General features: G+C 72.1%; 14 protein-coding genes. 7 read left to right on the plus strand and 7 right to left on the minus strand.

Annotation, left to right across the window (positions count from 1 at the left end; all coding sequences use genetic code 11):
* The first annotated feature begins 288 nt into the window (after positions 1-288).
* A complete protein-coding gene (locus OV090_RS48600; RefSeq protein WP_267711959.1) occupies positions 289-1842 on the plus strand; it encodes a TROVE domain-containing protein in 1554 nt (517 codons plus the stop codon).
* 1018 nt (positions 1843-2860) lie between these two features.
* Here OV090_RS48600 and OV090_RS48605 read toward each other — a convergent pair.
* The 4 genes from OV090_RS48605 to OV090_RS48620 form a co-directional block, all read right to left on the minus strand.
* Complete coding sequence (locus OV090_RS48605) at positions 2861-3514, minus strand: hypothetical protein (RefSeq protein WP_267711960.1); 654 nt, start codon at positions 3512-3514, stop codon at positions 2861-2863.
* Position 3515: 1 nt separating this feature from the next.
* On the minus strand, positions 3516-4331 hold the full coding sequence (locus OV090_RS48610; protein ID WP_267711961.1) for a PTS sugar transporter subunit IIA: 816 nt from the start codon (positions 4329-4331) through the stop codon (positions 3516-3518).
* 29 nt (positions 4332-4360) lie between these two features.
* Positions 4361-6481: a cation:proton antiporter gene (locus OV090_RS48615; RefSeq protein WP_267711962.1), complete on the minus strand. Its 2121-nt coding sequence runs from the start codon at positions 6479-6481 to the stop codon at positions 4361-4363.
* Positions 6482-6581: 100 nt separating this feature from the next.
* Complete coding sequence (locus tag OV090_RS48620) at positions 6582-7034, minus strand: hypothetical protein (protein ID WP_267711963.1); 453 nt, start codon at positions 7032-7034, stop codon at positions 6582-6584.
* 238 nt (positions 7035-7272) lie between these two features.
* Between OV090_RS48620 and OV090_RS48625 the strand changes: the two genes are divergently transcribed.
* Positions 7273-7560 carry a hypothetical protein gene (locus OV090_RS48625; protein WP_267711964.1) on the plus strand — a complete coding sequence of 96 codons (288 nt, stop codon included), beginning with the start codon at positions 7273-7275 and terminating at the stop codon, positions 7558-7560.
* Between the two features lie 74 nt (positions 7561-7634).
* Here OV090_RS48625 and OV090_RS48630 read toward each other — a convergent pair whose 3' ends face one another.
* A complete protein-coding gene (locus OV090_RS48630; RefSeq protein WP_267711965.1) occupies positions 7635-9146 on the minus strand; it encodes a pentapeptide repeat-containing protein in 1512 nt (503 codons plus the stop codon).
* 60 nt (positions 9147-9206) lie between these two features.
* On the opposite strand from OV090_RS48630, the gene OV090_RS48635 reads away from it, so the two are divergent.
* The 3 genes from OV090_RS48635 (at position 9207) to OV090_RS48645 (ending at position 15454) form a co-directional block, all read left to right on the plus strand.
* Positions 9207-11270, plus strand: a complete 2064-nt coding sequence (locus tag OV090_RS48635) for a methylmalonyl-CoA mutase family protein (protein ID WP_267711966.1) — start codon at positions 9207-9209, stop codon at positions 11268-11270.
* Between the two features lie 47 nt (positions 11271-11317).
* Complete coding sequence (gene scpA, locus OV090_RS48640; protein WP_267712139.1) at positions 11318-13432, plus strand: methylmalonyl-CoA mutase; 2115 nt, start codon at positions 11318-11320, stop codon at positions 13430-13432.
* A gap of 141 nt (positions 13433-13573) precedes the next feature.
* Positions 13574-15454: an Hsp70 family protein gene (locus tag OV090_RS48645; protein WP_267711967.1), complete on the plus strand. Its 1881-nt coding sequence runs from the start codon at positions 13574-13576 to the stop codon at positions 15452-15454.
* Between the two features lie 104 nt (positions 15455-15558).
* Here OV090_RS48645 and OV090_RS48650 read toward each other — a convergent pair whose 3' ends face one another.
* Positions 15559-16260, minus strand: coding sequence for a M12 family metallo-peptidase (locus tag OV090_RS48650; RefSeq protein ID WP_267711968.1), 702 nt, complete (start codon positions 16258-16260; stop codon positions 15559-15561).
* Positions 16261-16576: 316 nt separating this feature from the next.
* On the opposite strand from OV090_RS48650, the gene OV090_RS48655 reads away from it, so the two are divergent.
* Positions 16577-17368, plus strand: coding sequence for a hypothetical protein (locus tag OV090_RS48655; RefSeq protein WP_267711969.1), 792 nt, complete (start codon positions 16577-16579; stop codon positions 17366-17368).
* 300 nt (positions 17369-17668) lie between these two features.
* On the opposite strand, the gene OV090_RS48660 is transcribed toward OV090_RS48655, so the two are convergent.
* Positions 17669-20200 carry a hypothetical protein gene (locus OV090_RS48660; protein ID WP_267711970.1) on the minus strand — a complete coding sequence of 844 codons (2532 nt, stop codon included), beginning with the start codon at positions 20198-20200 and terminating at the stop codon, positions 17669-17671.
* 56 nt (positions 20201-20256) lie between these two features.
* Here OV090_RS48660 and OV090_RS48665 point away from each other — a divergent pair, with 56 nt between their 5' ends.
* The gene (locus tag OV090_RS48665; RefSeq protein ID WP_267712140.1) at positions 20257-21222 is read left to right on the plus strand and encodes a threonine/serine dehydratase; all 966 of its coding nucleotides are present in this window, start codon (positions 20257-20259) and stop codon (positions 21220-21222) included.
* Positions 21223-21245 lie beyond the last annotated feature (23 nt).

A 21245-nucleotide genomic window follows, 5' to 3' on the forward strand; every position in this document is an offset into this window, starting at 1 on the left:
TCGACATGTCTCTAGGGACAGGAAAGACTGTCTCGAAGGACATGACGATTCGGTGTCGGGCGAGCGTCTGCAAGCGTCGACCTGCGCGCGGAGCGGGCTGTCTTAAAGGACATGCGGTCGACCGCGTGCGCGATCGTCATCTACCTCTGGATAATCAAGTATAAGAAAAAAGCTCCATTCTTCCCCGGGCATAGACATTCAAATATTCGGAATCATGCGGTTCCAGGCCTCCGTTTGGCCTTCGGTCCGCCGCCTGCTCAAGGGGTGGACAAGGACAAGGAGCCCGTCATGGTCAACCTCTCGATCTTCACCTCCCGCAAGGTTGCTCCCGCTGCTACTGCGGTGAACGAGGCCGGTGGTCGGGCCTACGCGCTGAGCGACAAGCACGCGCTGGCGCAGTACGCCGCGACCGGGTGCCTGAACAACACGTTTTATACGAGCGGGCAGGGCCAGCTCGACGCGGTGCGGGCGCTGGTCGCCAAGGTCGACGCCGAGTTCGTGGCGAAGACGGCCGTGTACACCCGGAAGCACAGCCACATGAAGGACATGCCGGCGCTCTTGCTGGCGGAGCTGGCGAGCCGCAACGGCGAGGCGCTCGAGAAGGTGTTCGGGCGGGTCTGCGACAACGGCAAGATGCTGCGCAACTTCGTGCAGATCGTGCGGTCCGGCGCGACCGGGCGGCGTTCGCTCGGGACGCGGCCGAAGCGGCTGGTGCAGCGCTGGCTCGACCGGCGCACCGACGCCCAGGTGCTGGCGGACTCGGTCGGCAACGACCCGTCGCTGACCGACGTGCTGCGGATGGTCCACCCGAAGCCGGGCACCGACGGCCGGCGGGCCCTCTACGGCTACCTGCTGGGCCGCCAGCACGACGCCGACAAGCTGCCGGCGTGCGTCCGTGCCTTCGAGGACTTCAAGGCCGGGCGCTCGGACCAGGTCCCCGACGTGCCGTTCCAGCTGCTCACGGGGTCGCCGCTGCGCGAGAGCGCGTGGCGAGCCATCGCTGCCCGCGCCGGCTGGCAGATGCTGCGCATGAACCTCAACACCTTCCTGCGCCACGGCGTGTTCGACGACGCGGCGCTCACCAAGGCGCTCGCCAAGAAGCTGGCCGCGCCCGACGAGGTGCGGAAGGCGCGGGTGTTCCCGTACCAGCTCCTCATGGCCTACAAGCAGGCCGACGCCGCGGTGCCGAAGAAGATCCGCGACGCGCTGCACGACGCCATGGAGGCGGCGCTCGACAACGTGCCCGAGGTAGAGGGGCAGATCTACGTCCTGCTCGACGTCTCGGGATCGATGCACTCCCCGGCCACGGGGTTCCGCAAGGGGGCGACCTCTGCGGTCCGCTGCATCGACGTGGCGGCCCTGGTCGCCGCGGCGTTCCTGCGCAAGAACCGTGACACCACGGTGATCCCGTTCCACGACAAGGTCGTGCCGTGCAAGATCGACGGCCGCGACAGCGTCCTCTCCAACGCGCAGCTGCTGGCGAAGCTCCCGTCCGGCGGCACCAACTGCGCGGTTCCCCTGCAGGAGCTCAACCGCCGCAAGGCCAAGGGCGACCTCGTGATCTACGTGTCCGACAACGAGTCGTGGATCGACACCCGCAGCACGTACCGCCGCGGGACGCAGGTGATGGAGGAGTGGGGCGAGTTCAAGCGCCGCAACCCGAAGGCGCAGCTGGTCTGCATCGACGTCCAGCCGGGGGCGACCACGCAGGCGCCTGACCGAAAGGACATCCTCAACGTCGGCGGCTTCTCCGACGACGTGTTCTCACTGATCGCCGCGTTCGCGCGCGGCGGCCTCGCGGGCGAGCACTGGGTCCGCGCGATCGAGGCGGTCGCGCTGTGAACGCCTGAAACCCTCTGGCTGCGAATGCCGGGCGAGACTACATCTCGGTTGACCATGTCTCGTCCACCGCCTCGTCGCAGCCGCCTTCTTCGGGCTTCGAATGCCGAAGGGACTACATTCCAACGGTGAGCCGCCGGTTCGAGTCCGGCCCGCCCCGCGAGGGGCGGTAGTTCAACGGGTAGAACGCACTGGTCTGTCTCTTCAAGCCCTCGTCGAAGCCCACCTTTTCTGTACGCACAACCATCTTCGGGCCCCGAATGCCGAGGGGACTACATTTTAACGGTAGGGACGCCGGTTCGAATCCGGCCCGCTCCGAGTGTGGGGCGGTAGCTCAGCGGTAGAGCGGACCGCATTTGTCTCTTCGATCCCTCGTCGAGGCCCACCTTTTTCTTGCACACGCACAGTTTTGGACTCCGAATGCACGGAGGGACTACATCTTACGGAGATCGAGGTCGCTGGTTCGAATCCAGCCCGCTCCACTTCACGGGGCGGTAGCTCAGCGGTAGAGCGCGCACGTCTCTCCGACCCTCGTCGGGGTCCACCTTTTTTGGCTGCGAATGCTTGGCGGGACTACATCTTTTCCCGATCCACGTCTCGCCGAATTCTCGTCGCAGCCGCCTTTTCCATCATGCGCCGTTTTGGGCCTCGAATGCCCGCGGGGACTACATTTTTAATGTCGAGGTCGTCGGTTCGAATCCGACCCGCTCCACTTCTCACGGGGCGGTAGCTCAGGCCGGTAGAGCACGAATGTCTCCGTACCTTTCGTCGAGGTCCACCTTTCTTCTGGCTGCGAATGCTCGGTGGGACTCCATCTTCATGCGATAGCCCGTCTCGCCGAACTCTCGTCGCAGCCGCCTTCTTCAGGGTCGCGAATGCCGAAGTGACTACAAGGGACCGCGAGGTCGCTGGTTCGAATCCAGCCCGCTCTCTTCGCGGAGAGCGGTGGCTCGGTCTGGTAGAGCGCGCGGTAAAAATGTCACTTCGAATCTCGTCGCGACCCGCCTTTTCTCGCGGCGCGTCAGCGGTAGATCTTCGGGCGCGCGGTCGTCTCGCGCACGGTCTCGCCGGCGGCGTCGCGCAGCTCGGCGAGCGCGCGCACGCGGTGCGGCGGGCTGAACGACTGGCCGCAGCGCGGGCCGCCGCACACCCACGCGTCCTCCGTGGCGCGGTAGACGGACGACGTGCGCGCGCAGTGCGGGCACGCCAGCGGCTGCGCCAGGTGGGCGTAGAGCTTCTTCAGCTTGCTCGGCAGCGGCAGCGGGGACGGCTCGGCAGGCGGCGGCCCGGCGCTCGTGGGTCGGCGCAGCGAGACCAGCACTACGTCCTCGCCGGGCACGAGCCACACCCAGCGGGCGGCGTCGGGGATCCCCGTGAGGGCGTAGCCGTCCTCGTCCTCGAGGCGGAACGCCATCGCCTGTCCTTGCGGACAGATCTTCGCGCGGGCCAGGAGCGCGAGGATCGTCGCCGGCGCCGCCTCGCTGACGTAGGGGATCGCCCCGCCGCCGGCGAAGCGGACGACGAAGCCGCGCGGCGAGATCTCGGTGTCCGTCTCGCCGGTGAACAGGGCGCGCAGGACGAAGGTGATCTTCGCCGAGGATCGCGGCTCGGAGACCTCGCCGAGCAAGATCTGCCGGACCCGCGCGAAGTCGACGGGCGGGTCGTGCAGCAGCATGTCAGCCGAGCTCGCTCTCGGCGTGGCGCACTCGCCCGAGCGCGGCCTCGGGCGTGGTCGCCTGACACAGGTCGGCGACGGTGTCGGGCGTGGCCAGCCGGGCCGCGCGGGCCAGCAGCTCGAGCGGCGCCTGCCCGCCGCCGACGATCACGAGCAGCATCTGCAGCGGTATGTCGTCAGGAGTGGCGACCGGGAGCGGACGCGCGAGGGTGACGAGCGCGGCGACTGGTTGGACGCTGGCGTTCATCGCGTGGGGGACGGCGACGCCGTGGCCGATGCCGGTCGGGGATTCGCGCTCGCGCTCGCGGATCTCGGCGGCGATGGCGGCGGCGTTGAGGCCGGGCGCGGCGCTGGCCAGGCGCACCGCGGCGATGTCGATGGCGTCGCCGAGGTAGCTGCACGACAGCTTGAGTAGGACGCGCTCCGGGGTGAGCAGCTCGTGCAGGCGCGGAGTGATGCGCCCCGCGGCCGCGCCCCGGAGCGGGAACTCGGCGTCGAGGAAGGCCTGGACGCGCGCCAGCTGGGCGGCGTTGAGCTTGCGGCGGGCGATCTCGAGGAACAGGTAGCTGGCCGAAGGGACATCCTCGAGGTAGCGCGCGACGAACGGCGAGACGCGCTGGGCCAGGTCGATGAGGAGGGTCGGCGGGAGGTCGAGCGCGCGGGCGATCGCCATCAGGCGATCGGGCGTGGGGGCCTGGTCGTGGCCGTTCTCGACCCGGCTGAGGTACGCGCTCGAGACGCCGATCTTCTGCGCGAGGGCGCGGAGGCTGACGCCGGCGTCGACGCGGAGGAGGCGGAGGGTGGCGCCGAAGTGCATGGGGGGACCTCGCGGGGGATGATACGCGACTAGGCGCTCACGACCGCATGGGTCTGCGGCTCGGTGAGCGGACGCGGTCGACGCTGGGCCGGCTCGCTCCGCTCGTGGTGGTGGACGACGAGGAAGGAGGTCGGGCAGCGCGTCATGATCTGGTCGGGCGAGAGCGGGTCGGCCCCGAGCACAACGAGGTCCTGGCCCTCGGCGGCCTGGACGACCAGGTCGACGGCCTTGTTGCCGTCGTCGACGGCCTCGATCACCTTGACGCGGTCGGCGGCCATGTCGGCGAGGAAGCGGTCGACGCGCGGCGCGTCGGCGTTGCGGAAGCGGATGCGCAGGATCGTGACCTCGGCGCCGATGGCGAAGGCCATGCGCCGCGCGAGGCGGACCGCGAGCTCGTCGTGCGGCGAGCCGGAGAACGGGACCAGGACGCGGCGCACCGCCGCGAGGTCACGGCTGACGAGGACGGCGACGTCGGCCCGCGCGTCCTTCATGACGTCGTGCACGGTGCCGCCGAGGAGGGCCTGACCGAACAGGGTCTTGTGCCAGCCGAGCAGGATCAGGTCGACGTCCTTGACCTCGGCGACGCTGCAGATGTCGCGCGCGGGCTCGCCGGAGACGAACGACAGCGGCCGCACGTGGAGGCCGTGGTCGCGGCTGCGCGCCAGCAGGGGCTCGAGGGCGCCCGGGCTCTCGGCGTTGTCGCCGTCCTCGAGCAGGGTCGAGGTGCGCTCGGCCGGGCGCTGCAGCTGCAGGCCGTAGAGGCGGTCGGCTGCGGTCTGCTTGCCGACCAGGGCGCCGGCGAGCTGGGCCATGCCGGGGCCGGAGCGGTCGAAGGCGACGCACATCAGGACGCTGAAGCCCTCGGGCAAGGTGGCGCGCAGGTCGGTCTGAGGCGGGTCGATCATCTCCTGCGCCAGCAGCTCCGGCGGGTAGACGAGCTGCAGGATCGGCGTGGTCATGAAGGTGGTGACCAGCGCCATCAGCACCATCATCGTGAACAGGGTCGGCGAGATCACCCCGAGCTCGAGGCCGATGTTGAGCACGATCAGCTCCATCAGACCGCGGGTGTTCATCAGGATGCCGAGGGCCGTCGACTCGCGCCAGCCGAGGCCAGTCCAGCGCGCGGCCACGTAGCTGCCGCCGAACTTGCCGAGGCAGGCGACCAGGATGATGAGCAGGCACTGGATCCAGTGCTCGGGCGTGTTGAGCAGGCCGATGTGCGTGCGCAGGCCGCTGAGCGCGAAGAAGGTCGGCAGCAGGACGATGACGACGATGTCCTCGAGCTTCTCGGCCAGGACGCGGGCGAAGCCGCCTTCGCGCGGGATGATCGCGCCCATCAAGAAGGCGCCGAAGAGCGCGTGGATGCCGATCAGCTCGGTCGCCCAGGCCGACAGGAACAGCAGCACGAAAGTGACCGCGACGACGTTCTGCGTCAGGCCCTCGCGGCCGGTGCCACGCGCGGCCAGGCGGGCGAGGAACGGGCGCACGACCAGCAGCATCCCCAGGGTGTAGGCGACGGCGAGGACGGTGGTGACGACGGCCTCGGTCAGCGCGGTGGCGCGGACGATCGAGACGACGAAGGCGAGGATGCACCAGGCGGTGACGTCGTCGACGGCGGCGCAGGTGATGGTGACCGCGCCGACCTTGGTGCGGAGCAGGCGGCGTTCGGTGAGGATGCGCGCCAGCACCGGGAAGGCGGTGATGCTCATCGCCACGCCCATGAACAGGGTGAACGACGAGAAGGCGACGCCCTCGGGCATCAGCGTCGGGTAGATGTAGAGCGCCAGCACGGCGCCGAGGGCGAACGGGACGACGATGCTCGTGTGGCTGATGAGCACCGAGGTGTGGCCGCGGCCGCGCAGCAGGCCGAGGTCCATCTCGAGGCCGACCAGGAACATGAACAGCAGCAGGCCGACCTGGCTCAGCATGCTGAGGATCCCGAGCGAGGGCGCGGGGAACAGCGCGGCCTTGACGTCGGGCGCGACGAGGCCGAGCAGCGAGGGCCCGAGCAGGATGCCGGCCACGACCTCGGCGATCACCAGCGGCTGGTGGATCTTCCGCGCCAACAGACCGAGCACGCGCGCAGTGACGATGATGACGACGAGCTGCGCAATTAGCAGGCAGAGCGGGCTATGCAGGAGAAACGCCATGAAGCCTCGTGCGGGATTAAGTGCTCGCTTATCACCCGCGTGCAGGGGTCGTCAATCAGGTTGAACGCCCCCGGCGGGCGGTCCGCGGGCGGCGCGAGCGCTAAACCGGGCGCACGCCATGGCGTCGGCGAAGCGCGGCGATCGGCACGTCGAGGGCCTGCGCGTAGGCGAAGAAGGGCCACGGCGCGCGCATGCGACGGGCGCGAGCGATCGCGCGGAGCACCCGCGGGAGCGCGCGCGCGGAGCCGGTGGTCATGCGCCACCAGCCGATCTGCTGGATGACGCCGGCGATTACCGGGTGCCTGAGGTAGGAGGCGTAGCGGCGCAGGCCGACGTCGGAGCCGAAGATCGTCCAGGTGTCGGCGACCGCCTCGTCCTCGACACTGGTGCCGAGGCCGAACAGCACGTGGCAGGCGTCATGAGCGCGGATGAACTCGCGCAGCTCGCCGTCGCCGGGCGGCAGGAGGCCGGGGTTGGCGGCGGCGAACTCCGCGAGGCCCTCGGCGAGGGTGAGCGAGCAGTCGACCGCGAGGTAGGCTGGCTTTTGGATCATGTCACTCCGGGCTGCGGCGGGTGGCGCGACGGGCGAGCGGTCGCGCGGTGCTGGCGTCGGCGCGGGGGGCGGTGCGAGGATGACGGGCGTGACTGCGGGGCCGCGAGACGGCGAGGACGCGACGGTCGCCGAGCAGTGTCCGCGATGCTCGGCGCCGGCGCGAGTGTATTACCGCGTGTTCCGGCGCGAGACGGACGTGCGGTGGTCTGGATCGCTCCGCTGTGACGGCTGCGGGTGCATGATGGAGTGGGACTTCGACGCGGGGGACGAAGCGGCGCGGGCGGCGATCCTGGCGGCGAACGGCCGCTGGGTCCTCGCGGTCACCAGCCTCGGCCGGGTCCCGATCCGCGTGCTGCGGGTGATCTGGCACGAACTCGGGTTCAAACCTGCTGAGGCGCGGGCGCGGCTGGAGCGGCTGGCTTGCGGGATCAGGACCGAGCTGGAACTGCTCCTGGCCAAGCTCGTCGAGGAGGGCGCGACCGGCGAGTGCCGCCGCCTCGACGACGCTGCCGAATTTCGGCAATAGAATGTCCCGCAGGACATGTCGTTCGGGCGCTGTCCGATGGGGCATGTCCGTTCGGACATGCCCTTTAAAAAGACTCAGCCCGGCGCGTTGGGGGCGGCGGCCTTGGCCTCGGCGAGGATCGCCTTCGCGGCGTCGAGGGAGGTGGCGGCGCGCAGGCGGGTCAGGGCCTCGCGGTTCTTGGCGTTCTGCGCCGGGCTGACGCCGAGCTTGGCGGCGTAGTCGTCGCTGTAGACGGCGAGCCACCACGAGGCGGCGGCGCGGATCTTGGGGACCAGCGGGGTGCGGTCGACGGCGCTGAGGTCGGCGAGGGCCAGGTCGGCGTCGGTGAGGTCGACGCTGGCGAGGTCGCACTGGGTGAAGTCGACGCCGCTCAGGTTGGCGCTGCCGAGCTGGGCCTGCTTGAGCACGGCCTTGCGCAGGTTGGCGCGGGTGAGGTCGGCGCGGACGAGGTTGGCGTCGGTGAGGACGGCGTCGACGAGGACGGCGTCGGCGAGCTTGGCGTCGGTGAGGTTGGCGCCGCTGAGGTCGGTGCGCGCGAGCTGGGAGATCGACAGGTCGGCCAGGGCCAGGTTGGCGCCGGGGAACTTGGCGTCGTAGAGCGCGGCCTGGCGGATGTTGACGCCCGGGAGCTGCACCTGCGGCAGCTCGGTGCTGTGCAGGTCGACGTGGTCGAGGAAGGCGCGCGACAGGTCGAGCTCGCTGACGTCGACGTTGACCGCCGACAGGTAGCGCAGCACCTGCTCCTGCTCGGGGCTCTTGATGTCCCGGGTCACGCTGTTGTTGACCGGGTCGACGCCCTTGTACGGCTGCAACTGCGAGACGGTGGCGGTGATGAGGAGACGTGTCCCCTGGGTCAGCTTCTTGCGGTCGTTGTCGGACTCCTTGCCGGGGTCGTTGGCGATCGCGGCGAACACCTCGCGGGCGGTGGTCTGGCGGCGGTCGGCGATGCTGAGCGCGATCTCGACGGCCTGGCGCTTCTCTTCGAAGTCGAGCTGCTTGATCGTCAGGTCGGTCTGGACGCGGATGAGCTCGTTCTGCTCGGTCATCCGCTCGACCTGCATGAAGGAGGTCAGGAACACGGCGAAGCTGATCGCGCTGCCGAGCACCGCGAACAGGGCCGACAGCGCGGCCATGCGGAAGAAGGCGGCGAGGCCGAGGCCGGCGACCTCCTCGACCGCGGGGCGCAGGCGACGGAGCCGCTCCCAGACGCTCGGGAGGTGGCTCATGTCGCGCTGCAGGACCACGACGGCGAGCTCGTCGCCGAGGCCGGGCAGCTCGCTGCCGGCCTGGCGCAGCATGTCGAGGCCGTGCCGCTGCAAGCGCTTGCGGCGCGCCTCGAACAGGTAGTGGCCGACCACGGCGCCGAACACCAGCGCCGCCAGCACGAGCATCAGCCCGCTGGCGATGTACCAGGCGGCGTCGAGCTTGAGCGCGACCCCGCCGATGAGCGCCAGCACGACGCCCACCGCCATGCCCTTGATCATCGACGGTTCGGTGAACCACAGGACCAGGCGCACGATGGGGTTGCGCGACGGGCGGAACGGGGGCGGCGACGAGGGCGAGGTCACGGGCGGCGGGGGGGTCATCGCGGGCTCGGGGCGGGGCGCACTATAGCTGGTCGCAGGGGCGGGGCGTATCATCGCCGCGTGGCGGAAGACGACGCGACGCGCGACAGCCTCTGCGGATTCCCACCGGTCACGCTCGCCGACTGGCGCGAGCTGGCCACGCGCGAGCTCAAAGGCGCGCCCGTCCAAAAGCTGGTCCACCGCACCCCCGAGGGCATAGGGCTGGCGCCGCTGGTGACCGCGGAGGACGTCGGCCCCGCGGTGCCGCGCGCGCCGCTGCTGGCCCGCTCCCGCCGCGGCTGGGCGATCGCCCAGGAGTACCGCCAGCGGCGTCCCGTCGACGCCGGGGCGGCGGCGGTCGAGGACCTGTCCCACGGGACAGAAGCGGCGTGGTTCGTGCTCGACGAGCTGGTGGCGGCCGGGGTGGCCGCGGACGGCGGCGAAGGGCGGGCGCGGGCCGGGGTGGTCGTCGGTGACGCGGCCGACGTCGCGGCGCTGCTCGCCGGGATCGACCTGGCGGGCGCCGAGGTGGTGATCGACGCCGGCGTGCGGGCGCTGCCGGCGGCGGCGGCCCTGGCGGCCGAGGCCCAGCGGCGCGGAGTCGCGCCCGGGCAGCTGCGCGGGGCGGTCGCCGGCGACCCGCTGGCGCTGTTGCTCGCGGTCGGCGAGATCGGCTGGTCGATCGAACATGTCTATCAGGACATGGCCGAACTGACAGGCTGGGCGCGCGCGACGGCGCCGGGCCTGCGCACCGCGCTGGTCGACGCGACCGCGTGGCACGAGGCCGGCGCGAGCGCGGCCGACGAGATCGCAGGGGCGCTGGCGGCCGCGCTCGAGCATTTTAAACAACTCGTGGCTGCGGGCGTGACGGTCGAGGCGGCCGCCGAGGCGCTGCTGTTCGTGCTGGCGGTCGGACGCGACCTGCCGCTCGAGCTGGCCAAGCTGCGGGCGGCGCGGAGCCTGTGGGCCCGGGTCGCGGCGGCCTGCGGCGTCGGTCCCGAAGGACAGGTGATGCGGCTGCACGCGCGGGCGTCGCGGCGCGAGCAGAGCAACCTCGACCCGTGGGTCAACCTGATCCGCGCGACCTCGGAGGGCGTGACCGCGGCGCTCGGCGGCGCCGACTCGGTGGCCCTGCCGGCCCTCGACGAGGAGCTCGGCGAGCCGTCGGCCCTCGGGCGCCGGCTGGCCCGCAACACGCAATTGCTGCTGCGCGACGAGTCGCACCTCGGCGCGGTGCAGGACCCGGCCGGCGGGAGCTACACGATCGAGCGGATCACCGATGCGCTGGCCCGGGCGGCGTGGGAGCGGCTGCAGGCGATCGAGCGCGAGGGCGGGCTGCTGGCGTCGCTGCGCGCGGGCGCCGTGCAGGGGGGCGTCGCCGCGGTCGCGCAGGCGCAGGCGCAGGCGGCTGCGACGCTGCGGCTGCCGATCGTCGGCGCGAGCCGCTACGCAGCGCGGCCGATGGGGCCGCGGCTCGGGGCGCAGGTCGAGAAGGATGTGACTCCCGGCGACGCGGCGGTTTCCAGCGAGGGCGCGGGTGACTCGGCGGCGCGGGAGACAGATGTCCAAAAGGTCCTGTCGCAAGCGCCATGGCCGAATGTACATGCCCTAAAGAGCATGTCCGAAGTGCAAGGTGCGATGAGTGGTGGGCTCGGCGGGTTTCGGCGGCCGGGGCCGGGCGAGCGGGTGACGCCGCTGGACCGCGGGCGGCTGGCGGCCCCGTTCGAGGCGCTGCGGGCCCGCGGGGCGGCGCTCGGCTCGCCGAAGGTCGCGCTGGTGGCGTTCGGCACCGCGAGCGAGGTGCGGCCGCGGGTCGAGTACGCGCGGGCGTACTTCCCGGTCGGCGGCTTCGAGGTGATCGAGGTCGAGGCGACGGAGGAGCTGCAGGTGGCGGCGGCGCGGTTCGCCAACAGCGGGGCCAAGGTCGCGGTGATCTGCGGGGCCGACGCTCGCTACGCGACGGCCGTGCCGGAGCTGGTGCCGGGGCTGCGGGCCGCGGGGGCGCGGGTGATCGTCCTGGCCGGCCGGCCCAAGGATCTGTGGGAGGCGCTCGCGGCCGCGGGCGTCGATGTCTTCATCGCCGCGGGGGCCGACGCCCTGGCGGCGCTCGGCGCGGTGCAGGAGCGCCTGGAGGTGCTCGCGTGACGACGACACGGCCGATCCCCGACTTCTCCCAGCTCGGCTACGACGAGCTGCCCCAGCTGACTCTTCCGACAGGTTCCGAAGGACAGGCGTGGACGACGCCCGAGGGCATCGCGGTGCCGCCGGTCTACGAGCCCGCGGCGCTGCAGGCGATCGAGCCGGGCTGCCTGGGCACGCTGCCGGGGCTGCCGCCGTTCACGCGCGGGCCGTACGCGACGATGTACACCCAGCGGCCGTGGACGATCCGCCAGTACGCCGGGTTCTCGACGGCCGAGGAGAGCAACGCGTTTTATCGGCGCAACCTGGCGGCCGGGCAGAAGGGGCTGTCGATCGCGTTCGACCTGGCGACCCACCGCGGCTACGACTCCGACCACCCGCGCGTGCTCGGCGACGTCGGCATGGCCGGGGTGGCGATCGACTCGATCCTCGACATGCGGGTGCTGTTCGCCGGCATCCCGCTCGACCAGATGTCGGTGTCGATGACGATGAACGGGGCGGTGCTGCCGATCCTCGCGCTCTACGTCGTCGCCGCCGAGGAGCAAGGAGTGCGGCCGGAGCAGCTCAGCGGGACCATCCAGAACGACATTTTAAAAGAGTTCATGGTCCGCAACACGTACATCTATCCGCCCGAGCCGTCGATGCGGATCGTGGCGGACATCTTCGCCTACACGGCGAAGCACATGCCGCGCTTCAACAGCATCAGCATCTCCGGCTATCACATGCAGGAGGCGGGGGCGACCGCCGACCTCGAGCTGGCCTACACGCTGGCCGACGGGCTCGAGTACGTGCGCACGGGGGTGCGCGCGGGGCTCGACGTCGACGCGTTCGCGCCGCGGCTGTCGTTCTTCTTCGGCATCGGCATGAACCTGGCGATGGAGGTGGCCAAGCTGCGGGCGGCGCGGCTCTTGTGGGCCAAGATCGTGCGCGGCTTCGGGGCCAAGAGCGACAAGAGCCTGGCCCTGCGCACGCACTGCCAGACGTCGGGGTGGAGCCTGGCGGCCCAGGACCCGTACAACAACGTCGCGCGCACGTGCGTCGAGGCGCTGGCGGCGGTGCTCGGCGGGACGCAGTCGCTGCACACCAACAGCTTCGACGAGGCCCTGGCGCTGCCGACCGACTTCTCGGCGCGGATCGCCCGCAACACCCAGATCTACCTGCAAGAAGAGGCCGGGGTGTGCCGCACGATCGACGCGCTCGGCGGCAGCTACTACATCGAGTCGCTGACGCACGAGCTGGCCCAAAAGGCATGGTCGTTGATTCAGGAGGTCGAGGGGCTCGGCGGGATGGCGCAGGCGATCGTGCAAGGCCTGCCGAAGCTGCGCATCGAGGAGGCGGCGGCGCGGACGCAGGGGCGCATCGACAGCGGGACGCAGGCGGTGATCGGGGTCAATCGCCAGCGGCTCGAGCAAGAGGAGCCGCTCGAGGTGCTGGTGGTCGACAACTCGGCGGTGCGCGCGGCCCAGCTGGCGCGGCTCGAGGAGCTGAAGCGCGGGCGCGACGAGGCGGCCACGCAAGCGGCGCTGGCGGCCCTGACCCGCTGCGCCGGCGACGGCCAGGGCAACCTGCTGGCGCTCGCCATCGACGCGATGCGGGCGAAGGCGACGGTCGGCGAGGTGAGCGCGGCGCTCGAGCAAGTGTGGGGCCGCCATCAGGCGGTGACGCGGACGATCCGCGGGGTCTATAGTGCGGCGGTGGACGACGACCGCAGCGTCGCGCGCGTGCAGGCGAGGGCCGAGGCGTTCGCCCGCGCGGAGGGCCGCCGGCCGCGCCTGCTGGTGGCGAAGATGGGCCAGGACGGCCACGACCGCGGCGCCAAGGTGATCGCCACCGCGTTCGCCGACATGGGCTTCGATGTCGACATCGGGCCGCTGTTCCAGACGCCGGCCGAGACGGCGATGCAGGCGGTCGAGAACGACGTCCACGTGGTCGGGGTGTCGTCGCTGGCGGCCGGTCACCTGACGCTGGTGCCGCAGCTGCGCGCCGAGCTCGAGCGGCTCGGCCGCGACGACATGATGGTCGTGGTCGGCGGCGTGATCCCGCCGCAGGACGTCGCCACGCTAGAGTCGATGGGCGTGGCCGCGGTGTTCGGCCCGGGCACGGTGCTGACGCGCGCGGCCGAGGCGATCATCGACGAGCTGGCGCGCCGCCTCGGACACGCGGACTGAAGCTTCTGCGGAGCGAGCGCCGCGCTCGCTCCGCGGCCGGGGGACCGGCGTCCTTCGAGGTCGCGATCTCGGGACATGTCCTCGGGGACATGTTGTGCGGGTGTTGACAGGGCTGGCGGGGGTTGCAAGAGTGCGCCGCGCATGAGCACGGCGATCGGGATCGATCTGGGGACGACGCGCTGCACCGTGGGGATCTTCGAGCACGGTCGCGCGTCGGCGCTGCTGCAGGGCAAGGGCGTGATGGTGCTGCCTGCGGCGGTGGCGATCGACGGCGAGGGCGCGGTGGTGGTGGGGGACCGGGCGCGGCGGATGGCGCTGCTGCGGCCGGACGGCAGCCAGCTGTACGTGCACCGGCTGCTCGGGCGCCGCTTCGAGGCGGTGACGCCGGGGGTGTGGCAGCCGCAGACGCTGGTGCGGGCCGAGCACGGGGACGCGTCGGTCAAGCTGGGCGAGCACGCGATCTTGCCGCAGGCGCTGGTGGCCGCGCAGGTCGCAGAGGTGCGGGCGGTCGCGGAGGAGCAGCTCGGCGAGCCGGTGCTGCACGCGGTGGTGACGGTGCCGGTCTACTTCGGCGACGCGCAGCGGCGGGCGCTGCTGCACGCGTGCCGGCTCGGCGGGCTCGAGGTGAGGCGGCTGGTCCACTCGACCACCGCGGCGGCGCTGCTCTACCAGGCCGAAAGGACAGGTGTCGACGACGAGGTGATCGTGCTCGTCGACGCCGGCGCGGGCGGGGTGAGCTGCGCGGTGGTGGAGATCAAGGAGCGCGAGATCTCGGTGCTGGCCCAGCGGGGGCTGGCGATGGGCGGCGAGGACATCGACGGGCGGATCGCCGAGTGGCTGCTGAGCGAGCGCGGCGAGGAGGGCGGCGACGCCGAGCTGGTGCGCTCGCGGATCCGCGACGCCGCCGAGAAGGCCAAGGTCGCGCTGTCGGAGCGCAAGGACGTCGAGGTCCACCTGCCGTTCCTCAGCGCCGACGAGGCGGGCCCGAAGCACCTGGCGGCCAAGTTGACGCAGGCGCGGCTCGAGAAGCTGGCCGGCGACGTGGTTCAGCGGATCGCGGGGCTCGTGGGTCGCGTGTTCGAGGAGTCGGGGGTGGCCCTCGAGCGCGTCGGCGACATCATGCTGCTCGGCGGGACCTGCCGGATCCCCGCGCTCCACGAGAAGGTCGAGGCGATCTTTAAAAAGATTCCGTCGAGCAAGCTGGACACGGTCGACACCGTCGCGCGCGGGGCGGCGATCCTCGCCGGGCTGCTGGCGTCGCGGCACCCGGAGGTGCGGGTCCACGAGGCGCTGGTGCATCCGCTGGTGGTGCGGCTGTCGGGCGGCGAGGTGCAGACGCTGTTGACTGCGCGCGCGGCGGTGCCGGCCGAGACTGCGGTGGTGCTGCACACGCCGGGCGACGGGCGGGCCTCCGCGGAGGCGCGGTTGTTTCAGGGCGACCGGGGGGCCGAGGAAGATGACCTTTTGGCCAGCTTCGTGGTGACGGGCCGGCCCGAGGTCGAGGTCAAGCTGCGGGTCGACGACAACCAGGTGCTCGAGCTGTCGGTGCGCGAGCTGCTGCGCGGCAAGGAGGCGCGGCTGATCGTGCGCGAGCGCGGGGGGATCGCCGAGGAGCAGCTGACTGCGATGGTCGAGGCGGCGCGCGAGCGCGAGGCCGCGGCGCGGCTCGAACGCGAGGCGCACGAGCGGCGCACGCGGCTCGAGGGCATGGTCCAGCGCTGCGAGCGGATCCTCGGCGAGCAGGAGAAGCTGGCGCCCGAGGTGCGCGCGACGGTGGAGGGCGGCCTGCGCGACGCGCGGGCGGTGCTGGCCGGCGGCGACCCGGAGCTGGTGCGCACTGCGATCGACGGGCTGGCCGCGCTGCTGCAGCCGCTCGGCGGCGAGTGGGCGGCCATCGCCGCGCCGCCGCCCCCGCGCGCCCGCCTGCAGCCGGTCGTGGCGCCGCCGCCGAAGCGGGTGACGGCCGACGCCGCCAACGCGCTGGAAGAGGCGGGCGAGGCCGTCGAGGACGACGACGATTGAAGCTGGCTCGAGGGACATGCCCATGAGGGCATGTTCATCCGGGCATGTGCTTCAAGGCATGTCGCCGCGCCCGTCCTGCGCGGCCTGTCCTCGGGGACAGGGGCTCAGGGCTGGCGGGCGACGAAGGCGAGGGCGCCGCTGCGCATGCGCCGGCCCTGGTCGAGGGTGAAGATCTGGCGCGGGCCCTGGCGGCACGAGCACATCAGGTTTTGGTGCGAGGTGTCGTGCTCGAGGCCGAAGAGGTGGCCGAGCTCGTGGACGAAGGTGGTGGCGGGGGCGTCGTTGCTGACGATGAGGTACTCGCGGTTGCGCATCTTGCCGAGCAGGCCGCGGTAGCGCCAGTGGAGGCCGCGGACGCTGCGGTCGGCGCGGCGCGACCCGCCGAGCTCGAGGTTGCCGACGAGGAAGACGTGGACGGTGCCGTCGGGGGCGGCGAACTTGGCGAGGTGCCGGCGATCGCGGCGGTGACGGACCGCGGCGAAGCCCTCGGGCAGGAGCTCGACGCGGGCGACGTAGACCTCGATGCCGGAGGCGCGCAGGGCCTCGTTGGCGCGCCATACGGCGCGGTTGAGGCGGCGCAGGTCGAACACGACCTTGTCCGCGCCGGTGGCGACGTGGACCGTCAGCGGCAGCCGCACGAGCCGGGCGCCGGCGCGCGACTGAGGCTGCGTCTCGCCGCGGATGTCGGGGACGACGTGCCTGTCGGCGGCGAGCGCCGGCGTGACCGCCAGCGCAGTGACGAACAGGACCGCCAGCGCTGCGAGGCGCGGTCCGACGAGTCGACCGAGACGCGAGGCCAGTATCACCCGAGATCGACAGTACCCGAATCGCAGCAGAAAAAAACTGCGCGGTGCGCACCGAGGGGTGCGAAGCACATCGCACGGGTGATCGCGAGCGTGCAGCGAACGGAGACGCGGGACTCCATGCGATCGCGGGCGACCGCGGACCGCCCTCGGACCCGGACCGGTCGGGCTGCTCTCGACAGGGGCCCGGGCGCCGCGGGCCCTCGACGAGCCGCGGTGCGCCTTGCGGGGCTGCAACTCGCGGTGAGCCGGCGAAGGGGCGTCGCGCACGCGGTGCGGCCTGCAGGCGCGCGCCCTTGCTGCTATCTTGCAGCGGAAGATGCTGCAGTTCGGAGAGCGGGCCGCGAAGGCCCCGGAGTTCGTCCCCGACCCCGAGACCCGCACCTGGCTGGCGCGCAGCCTCGCCGCAGTGGTCGCCCACCTGGGTCCACCGGCGCGCAAGCAGCAGTGGGTGTCCGACTCGCCGCTGAAGAAGGCTGCGCCGCGCGACCTCGACGCGCTGTTCGAGCTGGTGTGCGTCGCCCAGGAGCACATCGGCCAGGGCGACGTCGAGATCACGCTGGCGCCGCCGGGGGCAGGCTCCGCGGCAGTACCGCCGGGCTTCAAGGTGCTCGGCGATCCGTCCGGACACTTGCTTCACACGTTCGCGCGCGGGTCCGAACTCGCGCTGGTGGTGATGCCGCAGGTGTTCCGCGCGCCGTCGCTGCTGCTCGGCAACCTGGCCCGCGAACTGGGACGGATCGGTTTGTGGATACAACCGTCGCCGTCGCCGGCACTCGCGGAGATCGACGGCGAGGCCGCGGCCGAGCTGGCGGCGATCTCCCTCGGCCTCGGGGTGTGGGTGGCCAACGGCGCCTACATGTTCGAGAACGCCTGCTGCGGCGGCGGCTGCGGGGTCGACCTGCGGAACATGCGAGCCGGCCTGTCCCTGCCGGAGGCCAGCTACGCGCTGGCCCTCGACGCCCACCGCAAGGGTCTGTCCCGCCGCGCGGCCGCCAAGCAGCTCGAGACGACGCAGGAGACCGCCTTTAAAAAGTGCTTCGAGGCGTGCGCGAGCGACGTGATCGCCGCGCTGCCGCCGGCCCGCGAGCGGCCGGCGCTGCGCTCCTGATGCTCCCGGGACATGCCCTAAAGGGCATGTCCTTTCAGTCATGAGGCTTGACCGGTGGCGCCCGCGTTGCAGGCGCCCCGCGTCGTGGGCGCGTTCGTGAGGCGTTCCCCACGCGGGACGGCGGCGGCCGCAGCGAGCGAGGGCGCCGCGAGGCTGTGGTCGTGAGAGGTGGGCTGGTGGGTGCTCCGAGGCGAAGGAGGAGATCGCCCGGGGAGCCGACGCTCCTCTCGCGGCGTCGGGGGGTCGACGTCGGTCCCGCGTGGTCGGCCGAGAGAGCTCGTATGTCCCTCTGGACAGGTCCTACGGGACAGGGACCTTGAGCAGGGTGTAGTGGGCGTTCTCGTAGGCGACCTCGCTGCGGGAGCGGAGGTCGGCGGGGAGGGAGCTCTTGGCGCGGGCGCCGTGGCCACCGGTGGTGATGATCCAGACGTTGCGGCCGTGGCCGCGGTTGGCGTCGATCAGCTCGGCCAGGGTCTCGCGGTCGGCTTCCTTCTGCACCCACACCGCGCCCTTCGTAAAGAAGGTCTCGCCGCGGTAGTAGAACCACCAGCTGGCCAGCGGGTCGTCGGGGCCGCGGTGGTCGTAGTAGTGGCGGATCGCCGAGCGCTGCGACCAGTGCTCCGACACGGCCGGCAGGTAGCTGTTGAGCGTGTAGTGGAGGGTGATGAAGCCGGCGAGCAGCATGGCGACCAGCGCGGCTTGTTGGCGCCGCGCGGCCCACAGCGCGAGGCCCAGGGCGAACGGCAAGGCGCAGGCGACGAGTCCCGTGGTCTCGGGCGCGCCGTTGCGCCACATGTGGTCGTAGAGGTAGGTGGTGAGGTGGGTGATCCACGCCGGCTCGACGATCGCGTCGCGCAGGACCAGCGCCAGCAGGGCGGTGCCGAGGCCGGCCGCCGCCCACGCGAGCTTGCGGCCCTGCGCGGCCGGGGCCGGCTCGCTCAGCCACAGGCCCAGCAGCAGGGCCAGCGGCGGCAGGGTCGGCAGCAGGTAGTGGTAGTACTTGGTGACGCTGGTGGTCAACAGCGCCAGGGTGGCGCAGAACCACAGCAGGGCGAAGCGCCACAGCTCGGACGAGCTCGGGGCGGGCGCGGCGGCGGTGCTGGTCGCGAGGGCATGTCCTCCGGGACCTGTCGGTTGGGCCATGTCGCTGGGGACATGTCCCGAGGTGCCATCATGGCGGAGGTGGCGGGCGGCGGCCCACAGCGCGGCGGGCAGGGCGGCCGACCACGGCAGGGCGGCGACGCCGAGGGTGCGCAGGTAGTAGGCGAAGCCGCCGACGGCCTGGTCCTGCTCGCCGCTGCCGAAGCGGGCCAGGTTGTTGACGATGATCAGCTCGTTGAGCCACGAGTCGCCGCGGTAGATCCACATGGCGTGGTGCCACGGCAGCGAGGCCAGCGCGAACAGCAGGAGGCCCGTCAGCGGGCCGCAGCGCCACAGGTTGGTGAGGGTGAGGCGGCCGCTGACGAGCAGGTGCAGCAGCACGAGCAGGCCGACGAGGCCGGGGCCGATCATGCCCTTGCCGACCAGCGAGACGCCGGCGGCGAGGTAGAGCACGCCCATCCACACCTGGGCGCGGGTGCGCCAGCGGAAGGTCCGCAGCAGCACCAGCAGGGCCACCGCGGCGTAGCCGAGCATGACCAGGTGGATCTTCACCAGACTGGCGAAGTTGGGGACGCCGGGCTTCTTCACGAAGCGAGACACGCGCGCGACGGTGTGGTCGCTGCTGACGTGCAGGTCGAGGGCGACGATCGGGGCGACCACCGCGAGCAGGAAGAGGAGGAGGAAGCCGAGGTAGGCGGCGTCCCACGGGACGGTCCAGCGAGCGACGCCAGCCAGGCGGGCGCGCCAGCCGGTGGGCGCGGGGGCGGCGGGCGGAAGGGACAGGTCGGCGGGGCCGGCGTGCGAGGCTGTCGGAAGGGACAGGTCGGCGTGGGCGGCCTCGGCGGCGCGCAGCTCGGGGTTCGGAGCGGCGGCGGCGCGCGGGAGATCGGCCCCGTCCGCGCGGACTGCGAGGGCGGGTGAAGCTGTCGGCGGGGACAGGTCGTCGGCCGATGCGCCTGGCTCTCGGGACATGTGCTCGCTCGTCGGCGCGCTCGCGGCGGCGGCGCGCGCGACAGACGTGGATGTCCTAATGGACATGTCGGAAAGAACATGACCGTCGGGGCCGTCGTCGCGGTTCACGAATCGGGCGCGGAGGCGGCGCGGGAGCAGGGTGACGAGGGCGCGGCGGCGCAGGGGTCGGTCGGGGCGCAGCCAGGCGAGGGCCCAGGCGGCCATGGCCAGGGTCACCGGGGCGACGAAGAACATGTCAGTCAGCGCCTGCCGGCTGACGATCGCCCACTGCGGCATGGTGACGAGGGCGAGGGCGGTGTAAAAGCCGGCGCGCACCGGCTGGCCGGGGTCGGCCGGACGGGCGGCGGCGAGCAGGCGGGCGCAGGCCCAGCCGAGGAAGACCGCGCAGGCCAGGCCCGTGAGCATGCTCGGCAGGCGGATCGCCAGCTCCGGCCAGGGGGCGCGCACCATCTCGTCGGGGGCCGCGCCGAGGCCGACGCCGAGCAGCTTCATGCTCAGCGCCATCAGCCAGAACGGCAGGGCCGGCTTGGACCAGAAGGTGTTCTCGGCGTTGCCGTCGGGGCCGACGCCGGGCTTCCACCACAGGTCGAGCGGGTCGTTCCGCAGCAGGATCTGCCGCGCCACCTCGCCGTAGTGGGTCTCCCACGGGTCCCAGGGGCCGCAGGCGGCGATCGACCAGGCGCTCAGCGCGACGACGGCGAGGGCGGCGAGTGCGAACAGCGCCCACGTGGGCGGGCGAAAGGCGGGTCCGAGGGCCACGAGCGGGAGAGTCGTACCAAAGCCGCGGCCGCCGGTGTAGCCTGGCGCGCGTGACGATGTCCGTCGAAGACGTGCGCGCCGCGGCGGAGCGCCTCGCCGGGAAGGTCGTGAGGACGCCGGTGCTGCGCTCGCCGGCCCTCGACGCGCTGGCCGGCGCGGAGCTGTGGCTCAAGGCGGAGTGCCTGCAGCGGATCGGGGCGTTCAAGGCGCGCGGGGCGCTGCACGCGGTGGGGCGCATGAGCCCCGAGACCCGCGGCCGCGGCGTGATCACCTTCAGCTCCGGCAACCACGCGCAGGCCGTGGCCCTGGCCGCGCGCGAGTTCGGGGTGCCGGCGACGATCGCCATGCCGGTCGACGCCCCGGCGGTCAAGGTCGCGGGCGTGCGCGCGCTCGGGGCCGAGATCGTGTTCGCCGGCACCACCTCGGACGAGCGGCGGGCGGCGGCGCTCGCCGTCCAGGAGCGCACCGGCGGGGCCATCGTCGACCCGTTCGACGACGCCGACATCATCGCCGGCCAGGGCACCGCGACCCTCGAGCTGGTCGAGGAGGTCGCGGCCCGTGGGTCGAAGCTCGACGCGCTGGTCGTGCCGGTCGGCGGCGGCGGCCTCCTCGCCGGCGCCTGCCTCGTGGCCGAGGCCGCCGACATCGCGGTCCACAGCGCCGAGCCCGGCACCTGCAACGCCCTGGCCCAGAGCCTCCGCGCCGGCGAGCGCGTGCCGGTGCCGCCGGGGCCGACCCTGGCCGACGGGCTCAAGCCGGTCCGCGTCGGCCAGCAGAACTTCGAGATCGCCCGTCGGGTGGTCCGCGGCAGCTTCGAGGTCGACGACGAGGCGCTGGGGCGCGCGCTGGTGGCCCTGCTGCTGCACGCCAAGGTCCTGGTCGAGCCGTCCGGCGCGGCCGGGCTGGCAGCGGCGCTGTCCGGGGCCCTGCGCGGGCGCCGGGTCGGGGTCATCCTGTCGGGCGGCAACGTCGAGCCGGCTCTGGTGGCGGCGCTGATCGGCCGCCACGCGGAGGCCGTGTGAACTTCGGGACAGGTCAGGAAGGA

Origin of the sequence: Nannocystis sp. RBIL2 (assembly GCF_026626745.1) — a bacterium.
Taxonomy (GTDB): domain Bacteria; phylum Myxococcota_A; class Polyangia; order Nannocystales; family Nannocystaceae; genus Nannocystis.